16 protein-coding genes are annotated in these 14,259 nt (G+C 55.4%); 12 read left to right on the forward strand and 4 right to left on the reverse strand.

The annotated features are described in order from the left end of the window. Positions 1-176: 176 nt before the first annotated feature. Complete coding sequence (locus H9646_RS12545; protein WP_191723725.1) at positions 177-497, reverse strand: hypothetical protein; 321 nt, start codon at positions 495-497, stop codon at positions 177-179. 202 nt (positions 498-699) lie between these two features. On the opposite strand from H9646_RS12545, the gene H9646_RS12550 reads away from it, so the two are divergent. From H9646_RS12550 to H9646_RS12595, 10 genes are all read left to right on the forward strand, one after another. Next, positions 700-933: a hypothetical protein gene (locus tag H9646_RS12550; RefSeq protein ID WP_191723726.1), complete on the forward strand. Its 234-nt coding sequence runs from the start codon at positions 700-702 to the stop codon at positions 931-933. A 131-nt stretch (positions 934-1,064) separates the two neighbouring features. Then, complete coding sequence (locus H9646_RS12555; protein ID WP_191723727.1) at positions 1,065-1,646, forward strand: class I SAM-dependent methyltransferase; 582 nt, start codon at positions 1,065-1,067, stop codon at positions 1,644-1,646. Positions 1,647-1,750: 104 nt separating this feature from the next. Next, the gene (locus tag H9646_RS12560; protein ID WP_191723728.1) at positions 1,751-2,014 is read left to right on the forward strand and encodes a helix-hairpin-helix domain-containing protein; all 264 of its coding nucleotides are present in this window, start codon (positions 1,751-1,753) and stop codon (positions 2,012-2,014) included. Between the two features lie 148 nt (positions 2,015-2,162). Then, the gene (locus tag H9646_RS12565; protein WP_191723729.1) at positions 2,163-2,825 is read left to right on the forward strand and encodes a hypothetical protein; all 663 of its coding nucleotides are present in this window, start codon (positions 2,163-2,165) and stop codon (positions 2,823-2,825) included. A gap of 178 nt (positions 2,826-3,003) precedes the next feature. Next, positions 3,004-3,333 (forward strand): putative quinol monooxygenase, encoded by a 330-nt coding sequence (locus H9646_RS12570; protein ID WP_191723730.1) that lies wholly within the window; start codon positions 3,004-3,006, stop codon positions 3,331-3,333. 2 nt (positions 3,334-3,335) lie between these two features. Further along, positions 3,336-3,869, forward strand: coding sequence for a DUF2199 domain-containing protein (locus H9646_RS12575; protein WP_191723731.1), 534 nt, complete (start codon positions 3,336-3,338; stop codon positions 3,867-3,869). Positions 3,870-4,153: 284 nt separating this feature from the next. Next, positions 4,154-5,227: a TerB family tellurite resistance protein gene (locus H9646_RS12580; protein WP_191723732.1), complete on the forward strand. Its 1,074-nt coding sequence runs from the start codon at positions 4,154-4,156 to the stop codon at positions 5,225-5,227. 413 nt (positions 5,228-5,640) lie between these two features. Further along, positions 5,641-6,243, forward strand: a complete 603-nt coding sequence (locus H9646_RS12585) for a DUF938 domain-containing protein (protein WP_191723733.1) — start codon at positions 5,641-5,643, stop codon at positions 6,241-6,243. A gap of 220 nt (positions 6,244-6,463) precedes the next feature. After that, the gene (gene cls, locus H9646_RS12590; protein ID WP_191723734.1) at positions 6,464-7,948 is read left to right on the forward strand and encodes a cardiolipin synthase; all 1,485 of its coding nucleotides are present in this window, start codon (positions 6,464-6,466) and stop codon (positions 7,946-7,948) included. A 336-nt stretch (positions 7,949-8,284) separates the two neighbouring features. Then, complete coding sequence (locus H9646_RS12595) at positions 8,285-9,190, forward strand: LysR family transcriptional regulator (RefSeq protein ID WP_191723735.1); 906 nt, start codon at positions 8,285-8,287, stop codon at positions 9,188-9,190. Between the two features lie 121 nt (positions 9,191-9,311). On the opposite strand, the gene H9646_RS12600 is transcribed toward H9646_RS12595, so the two are convergent. From H9646_RS12600 to H9646_RS12610, 3 genes are all read right to left on the reverse strand, one after another. Continuing rightward, positions 9,312-10,145, reverse strand: coding sequence for a Bug family tripartite tricarboxylate transporter substrate binding protein (locus H9646_RS12600; RefSeq protein ID WP_225214181.1), 834 nt, complete (start codon positions 10,143-10,145; stop codon positions 9,312-9,314). Between the two features lie 157 nt (positions 10,146-10,302). Beyond that, on the reverse strand, positions 10,303-11,487 hold the full coding sequence (locus H9646_RS12605; RefSeq protein ID WP_318244918.1) for a 4-oxalomesaconate tautomerase: 1,185 nt from the start codon (positions 11,485-11,487) through the stop codon (positions 10,303-10,305). Between the two features lie 530 nt (positions 11,488-12,017). Further along, on the reverse strand, positions 12,018-12,563 hold the full coding sequence (locus tag H9646_RS12610; protein ID WP_191723737.1) for a PaaI family thioesterase: 546 nt from the start codon (positions 12,561-12,563) through the stop codon (positions 12,018-12,020). Between the two features lie 59 nt (positions 12,564-12,622). Here H9646_RS12610 and H9646_RS12615 point away from each other — a divergent pair, with 59 nt between their 5' ends. Both H9646_RS12615 and H9646_RS12620 read left to right on the forward strand, forming a co-directional pair. Further along, complete coding sequence (locus tag H9646_RS12615; protein ID WP_191723738.1) at positions 12,623-13,084, forward strand: MarR family winged helix-turn-helix transcriptional regulator; 462 nt, start codon at positions 12,623-12,625, stop codon at positions 13,082-13,084. Next, the gene (locus tag H9646_RS12620; RefSeq protein ID WP_263598952.1) at positions 13,068-14,252 is read left to right on the forward strand and encodes a multidrug effflux MFS transporter; all 1,185 of its coding nucleotides are present in this window, start codon (positions 13,068-13,070) and stop codon (positions 14,250-14,252) included. The genes H9646_RS12615 and H9646_RS12620 overlap by 17 nt, the downstream gene beginning before the upstream one ends. The last annotated feature ends 7 nt before the right edge of the window (positions 14,253-14,259 follow it).

A 14,259-nucleotide genomic window follows, 5' to 3' on the forward strand; every position in this document is an offset into this window, starting at 1 on the left:
GATTTTCTTTCAGACTGCGTGTCTCTGCGCTGTTGGGCTGCAAGCTTTGCTCAAAGCGTGATCACGTCAGTGTGAACATCAAAAAACCGCCGAAAGGCGGTTTTTTGATGGATACCCCAGACATTGCCATGTCTTGCGGCTTGAGACTGATGGCGCAGTGTGGGAGGCAAAGCCCATTATTTGGCAGGAATCTCCAGCCATTCTTGCGCGGGGGCATCGCTGGCAGGGCGCTGAATCCAGATCAGGCGCATGCGTTCTTGCACCTCTGCGGTGGCCCAGGCAGGAGGAGGGCGACGGGTAGGCGTGGCGGCGTGGCCTGCCACGTCAAAAGGCAAATCCTGGCGGGCATTGGCCAGGGCAAAGGCCACCAGCTCTTTGCTGGCCCGTTCTGTGATGAGCTGGTTGGTGCTGTTGTAGGCGGCAGCGCGACCGGTTTCGGGGTCGAGCAGCAAGGTGTAAGGCAACTGTGCCTTTTGCGATCTTGTCAGTTTTTGCATGGCTATGAATAGTGTTGTGTTTGCAGCTGGAGCGATGCAGATTGCAACGCTGGCGGTGAACGCAAGTTCACTTGCGTGGTGTACACGGATGTTGGGATTGTTGTCGCAACTTGCCAGTTCGGTGGCATTAGGGGGTAAAAGCCTTGGATGCTTGTCACCAGTTACCGCAGGGACTGGGGCTGGAGCTGCAGCTGGAGAATGGGTGACCCATCTTTGGCGCGAGTCCGTCAGCGTGTGGCACGCTTGTGCTTTCTTTGGAATGTCAGAAGGTCAGGTCATGATGGATCTGCAACGCGTGCCTGCGCCCTTGCATGACGTGAGTGCATTCGCACAGAAGTCTCGCGTGGTGGATGACCGCGTTCGCGAGGCTGCTGTGTTGTCGGTATCTGCAGCACAAGCCAGTGAGTTCAAGCGGGCAGTGCAGGCTGCAAAGTAAGCGCTGGATGCGTGACTGGCCGGGCCCGAGCCTCTTCGATGAGTACATTGCGTTCAGCGCAATGCGCAGGGCTGCTGACAGCGTTGAGTGCTGGGGCGTAGTTTTTTTGATTCTCAGGCGGTACAAACACCATGTTTTCTGATCCTTGGCTTCACCGCTGGCTTCCTTTGGTCCTTGAAAGCAATGGCGCAGCGCCTGTGCTGGAGATTGGGTGTGGCATGGGGGATGACACCGTCACGCTGGTTGGTGCAGGTTTGACCGTGACGGCCTTTGACAAGGCGTTAACCGGTGTTGTCGCAACACGGCTGCGCGCCCCGGCAGCGACGGTGGAATGCCGCGATATCCGTGACCCATTTCCGATGGCTGAGGGCAGCGCTGGCTGTGTTGTTGCCAGCTTGACACTGCACTACTTTCCATGGGCGCAGACGCTGGACCTGGTAGACCGGGTGCGCAGCACGCTCCAGCCGGGGGGCATTTTTCTGTGCCGCTTGAACTCTACGCACGACAAGCATTTTGGCGCTTGCGGGCATGCGGTCATTGAGCCCAGCTACTACCTGGTTGATGGTCAGCCCAAGCGTTTCTTTGATGAGGCCAGTGTCGATCAACTGTTTGAGCGTGGGTGGCAGGTGCTGTCCAAAGAACACAGGGTCACGACAAAGTACATTCACCAGAAGGCGCTGTGGGAGGTGGTTTTGCGCCGCAGCGATACCTGATGCACACCTAGGTTGATGGGGGCGCTGGCTCGTACCTGTGCCTGCAACCAATCCTGGTGCGGAAAATCAAAGACGCGAGAAATTACACACAAGAGAGGGAATGCATGCCGTTTTCACACGAAGAGCGCAAGGCCTTGCTGGCCGTCAAAGGGGTTGGGCCCACCGTAGTGGCACGTCTGGAGCAGATGGGGTTTCAATCACTGGCGCAGTTGAGCAAGGCCAACGCGCTGGATATTGTGGCCAAGGCATCGGCCATTGTTGGCTCTAGCTGCTGGAAAAACAGCCCGCAGGCGCGGGCCGCCATTCAGGCAGCGATTGCCTTGGCGCGCTCGCGCCAGGCTGAATCGGCCCAGACACCGGCTGATTGAAAACACGGCGTGCAGACATGCCTGCGTGTGAATGCCAAAGAAGCAAGCTTTGCAGATAACGAAGCCTTGCAGCCATGGTGGGCAAGGCATACTTTGCCCCCTCTGTGCAACTTTGCACGGACTGACCTGATCGCTTTTCCTTTCGCTTATGTCTCTGACCTCTGAACAGGTGGCACAACTGCGTGCTGCCATGGCTGCCTATAACTTTCCGGCCACGTATTACGACTTTGCACAGCAGGCCGAGTGTGTGGTGCAGGGCATGCCCGAGGTGGAGCGCTATATCCACGCGCTGCTGACGTCGCCGGTGGCACAGGAGGTAGAAAACGGCTTGGCCAATATTGTGTTTTGGGGCAATGCCAATGCGGGCTACCAAATGCACCGGGTGATGAAGTTCAAGCAGGGCGTCACTGCCCAGCAGGTGCAGGCGTTTCAGGCGCTGGTGCGGCAGGCGCAGGTGCCGGGGCTGGACGCCATCAAGAAGCTGGGCATGCCGCAGTTTTCGGGTATTTCATTCATCTCCAAGATCACGGCATTTTTAAACCCCGCGCAGTGCGGTGTGCTGGATTTGCTGATTGCCCGCATGCGCCGCGAGGGCGGCCCTAAGGCGCTCAATACGCTGCGGTTTCACAGCGCCATCACACCAACTGCAGTCAATTGCGCGGCCTATGCCAGCTGGTGCGCAGAGTGCCAGGCGATCAGCCAGCAGTACCTGGATGGTCAGCCGCGCGCGGTGGATGTGGAGCGTGGGTTTTTCTACCTGATCCAAAACGGCCAGCTGGAAGTGGCGCGCGCCATTTACGAGGCTGCGTAACGCTTTTTTCATGTAAGCACTGCCTGCGTTGACATGCTTTCCACCCCGGCTTGATTGCTGTGTGAACAGTGCCGCTTTGCACGGTTTTACACGGCTTTGGGCATTGGGTGATTCACCCGGCGGTCTGTCGAGATTTCAGTTTTTTACCAATTTGCTGCTTGAACAGGAGATGCACTGCATGCTGAAAGTCATTGCCCAGGATTTCATACACCCCGATCACATTGAGACCGTGATGCCGCTGTACAAAGAGCTGGTAGAGAAAACCCGGCAAGAGCCGCTGTGCCTGTCTTATGAGCTGTTTGTGGACCACAAGGACCCGGGTCACTTCATCTTTATTGAAACCTGGCCGGACCGTGCTGCGCTGGATATGCATTGCGCCACCGAACATTTTCAGCGGTTGGTGCCACAGATCAACGGCTACCAGAGCCAGCCAGGCCAGTTCTTGCTGATGGATGCCTGCGCTGGCACCGAAGCTTTGGCCGCTTGGACTGCCGTGCCGGTGCTTTAACCATGGCTGCCATCTTTGCATTCACCTGCACCTGCTGTGGCGAGGTGCATGAGGGGTCTCCCAGCTTTGGCTTTGCGGCTCCTGCGCCTTATAGCCGGCTGACGCAGGCCGAGCAGGCTTCCATCGCTGAACTGAGTGATGACCTGTGCGTGATACAGCACCCCGAAGGGACGCAGTACTTTGTGCGTGCCATTCTGGAGGTACCCATCCATGGCGTGGATGAGCCTTTTCTGTGGGGTGTGTGGGTGTCGGCCAGCGCCAGCAGCTTTGAGCGTTATGTGGAGAGTTACGAGCATGCGGTGCAGGGCGATGGCTTCTTTGGCTGGCTGAGCAACCACATCGGCGTCTACCCCTGGGAGCAGTCGCGCCCGGCCAATGTCTATATTCAGGCCGACGGTACACGCCCGCTGGTGGTGCTGCACCGCAACGCCGAGGGCGCAGACAGCGATGCGCTGGTGATGGACCAGCATGAAGGCATCAGCATTGCACGCGCACAGGCGCTGGCTGAGCAGGCCATGCATGGCAGCAGGGGCTGATTTGTTCGCATTCGCCAGGTATGTGTTGTGACAGGGCAGGCGATGGGGGGCGCGTGCTGTGGCAGCTAGCAGCGCCCGCGCTGGGGCTACGGGCTTGAAATAAGCGCTGCCTGCCCTTATGTGCAGAGGGCGTCATCTGTGGCTTGGCTTTCAAAAATCACAACAAAATGGGCCAAGAGTCAAATCCAGATGCGCGCGAGAAGCTATTTTTTTGATAGCGATCGTACGATATGGAGCCAGCCATCTTTGCCGGGCTCCAATCTTTGTGCCAATCTAGGAACACCATGACCACTGAAGATATTCGCGCTACCTTGACTTTGTGTCTGCTGGCTTCGTTCGCTGATGGTGAAAAACATGACCGCGAACGCGAGCAAATTCGCCAGGTAGCCGAAGGGCTGGCTGGCGACAGCCATGTAAATTTGCCCGGCCTGTACCAGGATGTGCTGCTGCGCCGCGTGAGCCTCCAAGATGTGCTGGCCCGTTTGACGGGCACCGAAGCACGCCAGCTTGCCTATGAAATGGCCGTGTGCGTGTGCGATGCCGACGGCCATACCAGCCCCAAGGAAGAAGCCTTTTTGGCGCAGGTACGCCAAGCCTGGGGCATGGGTGGGGCATCGCAAACCACAGCACAGGCGAGTGGGTCTGCCGCAGCTTCTGTGACTGCGGGTGCCGCAGCAGTGGGCGCTTATGCCAGTTTTGACCAGCAAGCCCAGGCGGTGGCCGATGCACCGCTGCAAGTGGCTGTGCCCGAAGCGGCGCTGCCTCAGGGCATTGCTGTGCCGCACCCTGCGGCGGTCGATGCCTTGCCTTCCACGGCTGCACAGCGTCGCCCCGGCACCTTGTCTGCGCCAGAGATGGACAGCAAAATTTTGAAGGCGTCCATCATGAATGGCGCCATTGAGCTACTGCCCGAAAACCTGTCCACACTGGCCATCATTCCGCTGCAGATGCGCTTGGTCTATCAGATCGGGCAGAGCTACGGCTATGAGCTGGACCGTGGCCACATCAAAGACCTGCTGGCCGCGCTGGGTGTGGGTCTGACCTCGCAGTACCTGGAAGAAGCCGGGCGCAAACTGCTGGGTGGCTTGCTGGGCAAGGCGGGCAAGGGCATTTTTGGCGGGCTGGGCAAACAGGCCGTCAGCAGCGGCATGAGCTTTGCCAGCACGTATGCGCTGGGCCATGTAGCCAACCAGTACTACGCTGGCGGGCGCACATTGTCCACCGATATGCTCAAAGACGCGTACCAGCATGTCATGCAAGATGGCCGCCAGCTTCAGGCGCGCTACCTGCCGCAGATGCAGGAAACCGCGCGTGGACTGAATACGGCCAAGATTTTGTCGATGGTGCGCGGCGGCTGATGCCCATGGGCCACCGGGCAGTGCCGGCTGGGCTGGCCAGCAACGCATTGCCTGGGGCCGTTCACACAAGCCTTGGTGCGCCGCACCGCTAGCCTTGTGCTGGCTGAGCACAGCAAGCAATAGGCGAAAATAAGAGCTGTTAGCGCTTATCCAATAAGGACTTCAGATAGTTTTATATCTGAAGTCCTTTGTTTGTAATCGTTAGTAGCTATCTAAATAATCCTGGAGCGGTTAACGTGGCCCTTGCTATGTGCTTGCAAGGTACTTGCTTTGACTTGGTCGCTCACCCTCGACTTGCTGGGTGATAAGGGTTGCTCACCATGCAAGGCGGCCGCCAGTGCTTTGCACACAAGGTCTACAGGTACAGGCTGTGTGCCCGTGTCATTCAGTGCATGCATGCCATGATGGCGCGCATGACACGTCCCTTTGCCCAATCTTGTGAGAACAACCAAGCACCTATTGCGAAAGTGCTGCAAACCGCATTTGCCCACAGCCGCCATGTGCTGGAAGTAGGCAGTGGCACTGGCCAGCACGGGGTGTACTTTGCACCGCGCTTGCCGCATGTGGTGTGGCAGACCAGTGAGCTGCCCGAGCACCATGCCGGTATTGCCGCCTGGCATGCGCATTTGCCAGCCCCTAATCTGCGTACGCCGCTGCATTTTGATGTGCGCACCAGCGCATGGCCGCAGACGGCACAAGGAGTCTTTGACGCCGTTTTCACCAGCAACACCTTGCACATTGTCGGGTGGCCGCTGGTGCAACGATTGTTTGCTTTGGCTGGGGCTTATGTCCCGCAAGGTGGGGTGTTTGTGGTGTACGGATCGTTTAACTACGGCGGCACGTTCACCAGCGCAAGCAATCAGGCATTTGATGCGTGGCTGCGCGCGCGGGATGCGGCCAGTGGCATTCGTGACTTTGAAGCCGTGGTGCAACTGGCGCAGCAGCATGGCTGGAGCCTGCAGCACGACCACCCTATGCCAGCCAATAACCGCAGCCTGGTGTTTCAGAAAACATAAGCCATCGCTATCTGGTGCGGGGGCAAAAAGTACGGGATGTGCTGCAGAAGCTGTGCCTGCCGCAAGATCCTCTGCCGCAATAACCTCTATCTAAGCAGCTGAAAAATATAGCTGCCTGTGCAACGCAGGCAAGCACCAGAGGATTGATAACCTTCTGGCCGGTAGATGCGTTGGTGGCAGCACGTTCGCTGTTTATTCATGGAGCCGATATGCTGGCCCCATGACCTGGCTGTTTCTCACCTTGCATGTTGCGCTCATCGTCTGCCTGGGCTTGCGTATTTTGTTGCGCAATGACCTGCAGCCCGATGTGCGCATGGGCTGGCTCACTTTGGTGGTTTTGCTGCCGTATGTCAGTTGCGTGCTGTATTACCTGTTTGGCGAGGTTGCACAGCGCAGAAGGGGGCGCGGGCACCTGCTGCAGGTGCAAGATTTTGCAGTGCAGGCGCACGTTGTGCAGCAAGCCTCTTTGGTGGGTAAATCTCGGCCACACCCTGCTGTGGCCGGTGCCACAGAGCGCATGGCTGCGCACGTTGCGCCGCAGTGGCAGGCGGCATTCAGCTATGCAGCGTCAGTCAACGGTTTTCAGCCGCAGCCCGGCCACAGTGCACAGCTGATGGCCGATGGCGGCGAGACACTGCGGCGCATGCTGATGGATCTGGATGCCGCACAGCACGAAATCAACCTGCTGTACTACCTGTGGCGCGATGACCAGATGGGCACGCAAGTGGCGCAGGCCTTGATACGTGCCGCTGCTCGCGGCGTGGTTTGCAGGGCCATGGTCGATGGACTGGGTTCTCGCCCCTTGGTCGGCTCTGCACTGTGGGAGAGCCTGCGCGCGGCAGGCGTGCAACTGGCCGTGGCACTGCCCATCAATCGGCCTTTGCAGGTCATGCTCAACAGCCGTCTGGATTTGCGCAACCACCGCAAGTTCACGCTGATTGATGGACGCATTGCGTATTGCGGCAGCCAGAACTGTGTGGACGAAGTGTTTGCAGCCAAGGCCGCTTATGGGCCGTGGGTGGACATCATGCTTCGCATGCAGGGGCCGGTTGTGGCACAAATGCAGTTGGTGTTTGCCAGTGACTGGCAGCAGTACGCCACGGCCGAACATGCCCCATATCTGCCGCAAAGCCAGCCGCAGGCGCTGGCATCGCCGGGTTTTGTGGCGCTGGCCATTGCCGAAGGCCCATCCGAGCGTGCCCGTGCCTGCCCGCAACTGTTTGCCACGCTGATCACCAGTGCCCGCCAAGAGCTGGTGCTGTCCACCCCATATTTCGTCCCCGATGCCACGGTGCTTGATGCCCTGTGCGCTGCAGCCTGGCGTGGCGTGCCAGTCACCCTCATCGTGCCTGCACGCAATGACTCAGCCATTGTGGGCGCAGCCAGCCGCAGCCACTACCACCGGTTGTTGCAAGCGGGGATTACGATCTACGAGTTCCAGCCGGGCCTGCTGCACGCCAAGACCCTGTGTGTGGATGGGCAGGTCAGCCTGATTGGATCGACCAATCTGGATTTGCGCAGCTTTGACTTGAACTTTGAAAACAACGTGCTGCTGCAGGATGCGGACACCACGCAAGCCATTCGCGCACGGCAGGCGGCGTACATTGCGCAATCCCTGCAGATAACGGCAGAGCAAGTGCACGGCTGGCCCCGCAGACAGCGCATCTGGAACAACCTGCTGGCCATGCTCAGCCCGGTGCTGTGAGTGCGCAGTTCGATGCGGTGGGGCGATCAAGAGTCACGCAGCCCACATTTGTCTCTGATGCCATCTGGTTCAATGGATGGGGCGCCCAGGAAAATGCCGGTTGATGCAGAGGTCTTGCGTGTCGTATGCGGATTGACTTTGATTTCTACCCAAAGTTTGAACATGTGTTGAGTTCCGCGCTGAAGCTGAAATTGAAATAATCTCAGCACTTTTGACTGCAGGTCATTGCTTCTTTCACCCTGACCAGAAGCTTGGAGTAGAGCCAAACCCGTAGCCGCTTGCGGCTGACGCAGCCCTAGAATGAGCTACTGCAAATATGCAGAATTTAGGGTGAGTATGGGTCTTAGAAAAAAATTCAAACTGCTAGAGATTGAGTCGTTTCTAAAAGCGGTTGAGACCAAGAACTTTAAATTAGCTGCAGATAAGATGCATATCAGCGCGCCCGCTTTTACGCGCAGAATCCAAAACCTGGAAAACTCGCTGGGTGTCAAATTATTTGAGCGCAATACCCGCAGCATTGAGTTGACCGTCACTGGACGTGAGTTCTACCGAGAGGTCTCACAGTGGATTGATGGGTTTGATCACATTGTTGCCAAATCCAGTGCGTTGCAACAGCAAAGAACTATCACGATCACCATCGCCTGTGTGCCGTCGGTGGCGTATTACTTTTTACCAAAGTACATCAGCGCATTCACCAGTACACGCGGCAATGTGCGAATCAATGTTTTTGATGCCAGCGCCAACGATGTGCTGATTGCCGTATCCAAAGGTGAAGTGGACTTTGGCATTAACTTCATTGGCAACCAAGAGCTGGACTTGGACTTTCTGCCGATTGCGACGGATCAGTTTGTGCTGGCTTGCAGGCAAGACCACCCCTTAGCCCAGCGCAAACGTATTGACTGGAAAGAGCTGGAAGGATTGACGCTCATCGGTGTGGGCAAGACATCGGGCAACCGTGTGCTGCAAGACATTGCCTTGGCCAGCCATGGGGTTTCGCTGGCGCTGCAGTTTGAAGCCAAACATGTGACTACGGTGGTGGGAATGGTGGAGGCCGGAATAGGGGTGGCGGCTGTACCTAGTTTGGCCATGCCAGCATTGAATCACCCAGTATTGGCTTCTGTGCCGTTGGTCGCACCCAAAGTTACACGCAATATTGGGTTGATCAAGCGTAAAGGCATGGCTCTGGAGGAGACTGCGCAAGATTTTTATGACGCCATCCTGCGGGCCAGCGCAGTGGAATAAAAAAAGGAGAGCTGTTGCTCTCCCGGAAGTTGGCTCTCAGCGATGTGGCCGCATGGATGGTGACGCATGGGTGTTGACCTCTGCGGGGCACCCATACTCAATCTCAAAATTGATGGGTGTATTACTGACTTTGCAACTTGGCAGTGTTGACAACGCCACGCCATTTTTCTAACTCGGCGATCACGAGCTGCTTCAAGTCTTCGGGTGTACCTGTTTTTACATAAGCGCCCTGAGCAACGAACCTTTGCATGACTTCTTTTTCTTGTAGTACTTCATTCAGCGTGGTGTTGAGCGTTTGCACTATGTGGGCGGGTGTACTGGCTGGCGCGAAAAGGGCATACCACTGCTCCACTTCCACACCTTTCACACCCAGCTCGGCCAAAGTAGGTACCTCGGGCAATACTGCAACGCGTTGCTTGCCAGCGATAGCGACAGCGTTGACTTGACCGGATTCCACATAGGGGTAGGCAGAAAACAGACTGGGAAACATGATTTGCGTCTGCCCACCCACCGTATCAGTCATGGCAGGTGCAGAGCCCTTATAGGGAATTTGCAGCATTTGTGCATCTGTCATGACTTTGAATAGCTCCCCTGCAAAGTGGGGTGCAGTGCCATTGCCCGCTGATGCGTAGTTGAACTTGTCGGGATGCTTTTGGCTTTCAGCGATAAAGCTTTGCATGCTGTCAATTTTGAAGCCCTTGGTTGTCACCATAAGAGTGGGGGACTCAGAGACCAAACCGATGGGTTCAAAATCTTTAATGGGGTCATAGCGAAGCTTTTGCAATACGGGGTTCATGCCGTGCGTTGCAATGTAGCCAAACAAAATGGTGTGACCATCGGGTTTAGCCTTGGCTACGTATTCCGAAGCAATAGCGCCGTTGCCCCCCGCTTTGTTTTCCACAATAAAGCTTTGCTTGAGTTTTTCGCCCATGCGCTGCGAAATGATGCGTGCCATGGCGTCATTGCCTCCCCCAGCTGCGGTGGGCACTACGATGGTGATAGGCTTTTCTGGATATTGTGCCAAGACCAAAGCAGGTAAGCTCAATGCAGAAATTGTCAAAATATTTTTTAAAAACTTTGTTGGCATGGTTTGTCTCCTTTTAATAACCGGGTTATCCCACAAAAACTTGGCCTTCAAATATTTTTTTTGCCGTTCTTATCAGGCTTGCATTTGTTATTTTTTCAAAACCATGTCGGTTTGAATTGTAATCAACGCAAACTTCTATTTTTCCACTGGGGTGAGCAATAAATAAATGGTTTTTATCTTTGATTTTTGTGGATTCATGAAAAACAATCGTGCCATTGATTAATGCGGCAATAGCAATTCCAACTGCACCTGTAGCGGCATGGGTGCTGTGACACACATGTGGCGTGAAGTAACGAGAGTTAATGATTTTCCAATCATTGGTTTTGCCGATTAATACAGGTTTTGGTAATACCGTGTGTGTAACATCGCCTAAACCCATAGCTTGCGCAGCCGCAAGTCGGATACCGCGAATTTTTGCCATAACATCGGCATTCGCATGCAATTGGGAAGGTGTCTCATCGCCTTGCAAGCCCATTTGCTTGCTATCAATAAGCACCATGAGCTGGGCAGCATCAATGCAGGTGACATCGACTCCCAATATCTTCTGCTTGAGCAGCCCTGTTGGGAATAGTCGTCCGGTGGAGCTTCCCAGCATTTGCTTGAAATTAAGGTGAATAGGCGCAGCGGGGTCGAGTACACCATCAATCAGAACATCACCTTCGTATGCGACTTTGCCCTGTGGTGTGCAAACAAGTAAATCAGTTTTTGAGCGCGTGTTAATGTTGTAGACACGTACGCATGTTTGCGAAGCCTCGGGCACAACCAAGCCTTGTTCAATTGCGAATGGCCCGACGCCCGCCAGCATATTTCCGCAGTTTGGCTTCGTATCTACAGTATTGGATTCAATAGAAACTTGTGCAAACAGATAATCAACATCGCAATCGGGTTGTGTTGATTTAGAAACAATTGCCACCTTGTTGGTTAAACTGCTTCCTCCCCCCAAACCGCTAATTTGTAAAGCATGGGGTGCCCCCATGATATTTAACAAAACAGCATCACGTTGCTGCTCTTTCTCAGGTAACCAATCTTTTAGAAAGAATGGTCCTCTGGAAGTGCCACTTCTCATTAAGGTACATGGAATGCTTTTTTTCATGCATTCATCTTCTTTTAAAAAGAATTTGATGTAAATTTGAATAAAAAAATCTATTATTAAAAATTTTGCAATAGTGAGAGTGGCGCAGTTGAGTGCATCCGGGCTGAAATGATTCACCACAAAAAACCAGCCGTGCCCGGTGACTGCTTATATTTAAGTAGCGCATGCCTTTGGAATTCAATTCCAATGACAGGAAATTGAGCTTGAAGAAGCAATTGACCGAAGAGCAGACCATTGGCCTGTCTGAGAGAGGCAGAAGCCGCGGTTTGTCCGCCATTGCGTTGTGGCTCAGGCACGGCTTCTTCCAAACTAGCCGCAGCCCAGTCTGTCGTCCATGCAGATTCCCTGAAACATCGGAATCGCTGCAGACTTGCCGCTGACCAAGCGGCTAAAGGCTGATTGCAGTCGGTCAAGTCCGCAAACCGAATGACTGCTGCTTTTCAAGCCGGTCATTGGACTTAATCTTTGTTGCTGGTCCGCTCTACTCCCCAAAGCTGTCACCGGAGCTTACTCAGGCGGAGTCAGAGCTTTGGCGTGCGCAGAAGTGGTGCTATAGACCCTTTGCGGACCTTCGAGATTCGACAGGCAATGACCGCTATGCAAGGTTTACTGTTCCTCGTTCTGGACGCCGAAAATGTCGGTATTCTTCATGATGGCTCCGCGCCAGTGGGCTGATCAAAGATCAAGCAGGTTGTGGTTGCGTGGGCATACAGCTTTCCATCGGGTCCAACGATGCGCCCCTCCGCTGTGGCTACCTGCCGGCCTGCGTGGATCACCTTGCCCTCCGCGCGCACCAACGGCACACCGTCGGTCAACGCACGCACCATGTTCACTTTCAGCTCCAAGGTGGTGAAGGCTTTTCCCGCCGGCAAGGTCGTGTGAATGGCACAACCCACTGCAGAGTCGAGCAAGGTCGCAAACCAGCCCCCGTGCACCGTACCGAGCGGGTTGTAGTGACGACGCTTTGGGCTCCCCTGGAACACCGCCTCCCCAGTCGTCATGCGAATGGGAACAAAGTCGAGCGTATCGCCTATAGGCGCTGGCGGAAGCTCGCCAGCAAAGATGGCCTCGAACATTTCCATGCCAGAACGACCAGTGACACTTCCGTGCAGCCCCGTATCCACAGCTCTTAGATGAGCACGCACCGCAGCTTCATCCGCTCGCCAACTCTCGATAACTTGATCCACAGACATTTCAGTCTCCTTCATTTTTAAAACTTGTAATTACAACAGTTGTAATTACAATATATCAAATGAAGAACAGCATCAAGCCCCAGGGGTGCACCAATCTGAAGTTGCGCCAACTCAGCCGTATGGTGACGCGGCACTACGACCATTTCTTTGCGGAGGTGGGCTTGAAGATCACGCAGTATTCCCTGCTTTCCCACGTCGTCAAACTGGGGCCGATACGGCCGGTGGATCTGGCTAAGTGCATGCAGATGGACGCGTCAACATTGACGCGCAATCTTCAGCCGCTGTCGGCGATGGGATTGCTGACGATTGGCGCTGGAGCCGACGCGCGCAGTCGTCTAGTCGCCACAACAGAAACTGGCGTGTACAAACAAGCACAAGCACAACAGGCTTGGAAAGCCGCACAGCTTGCTTTGAACGCGCAGTTGGGCACGGAGCGTGTGGCGGCGCTGCATGACCTACTCGACTCCTGCATTGAATGCCTTGACGGAGATGAGGAAGGCAATGATGCAAAAGCCGGCTGAATCCACTCAATCCCTCTCAGGCGAATTGCTGGTGATGCTCGCTGGACTGGCAGCGCTGGGATCGTTGGCCACCAACATCATCCTGCCTGCCTTTCCTTCCATGGGCGCCGAGCTTGGGACATCTGTCAAAGACCTTAGTTCCACTCTTAGCACCTTCTTTGTGGCTTTCGCGTTGGGTCAGCTTTTCGTCGGGCCTTTGTCAGATCGCTTTGGACGTAAACCATTGGTGGTATGCGGTTTGTGCGTGTTTGTGGTCGGTAGCGCGGTATGTGCCTTTGCCACAAGCCTTCCTGAGCTCATCGTCGGACGAGTGATTCAAGCCCTTGGCGTTTGCGCGACGTCCGTGCTATCTCGCGCCATTGCACGTGACCTGTTTGAAGGCGATACGCTTGCGCGTGCGCTTTCACTGGTCATGGTCGCCATGGCAGCTGCACCTGGCTTTTCTCCGCTACTGGGTGGTGCCTTCAACAGTTTTTTGGGCTGGCGCGCAACGTTTGGCGTTGTCGGGGTTCTCGCCATCTTGCTGGGTATCCACTATGTGTCGCGACTTGGGGAGACACATAGCTGTGACTTACGCCGCCCGTTGGCGCTCAGTGCTGTCGTCGCGACCTACAAAGCACTCTTGTTTGACCGCCGTTTCATTGCACCTGCAGTATCTGTCAGCTTGGTCTTGGGCTCGCTGTATCTGTTTTTTGCAATGGCGCCGGCGATCTTGATGGAAGGGTTTGGTTTTTCGCCCTTGCAACTCGCACTTTTTTTCGCGTCGACCGTCTTTGTTGTCTTTGGAGCTGGCCTGCTCGCTCCTCGACTTGCGCACCGCTTTGGCACACTGCGCGCTGCCCGTGCAGGCATTGTCATTGCCTTTGCCGCTGGTGCGACCTTGCTGGCTGCCCCGGAGCAGGTTTACTACTTTTCGGCGGCGTTGACGGTGTTTTTGATTGGAATGGGCCTGATCAATCCCCTAGGAACTGCCGTGACCCTGCAACCCTTTGGGCAAAACGCTGGGGCAGCCTCTGCTTTACTGGGTTTTCTGCAAATGGGCTGTGCTGCTATCTCCATTGCAATTACCTCTGCACTGCCGCTTTCTCCCTATTTGGCATTCAGCGCTGTCATCGCCACCAGCTTGCTGATGGCGTTGGTGACGTTTGGGGCCGCAGTAAAGCGATGAACGTTAA

It is taken from the genome of Comamonas avium (genome assembly GCF_014836675.1).
Classification (GTDB): Bacteria; Pseudomonadota; Gammaproteobacteria; order Burkholderiales; family Burkholderiaceae_C; genus Comamonas; species Comamonas avium.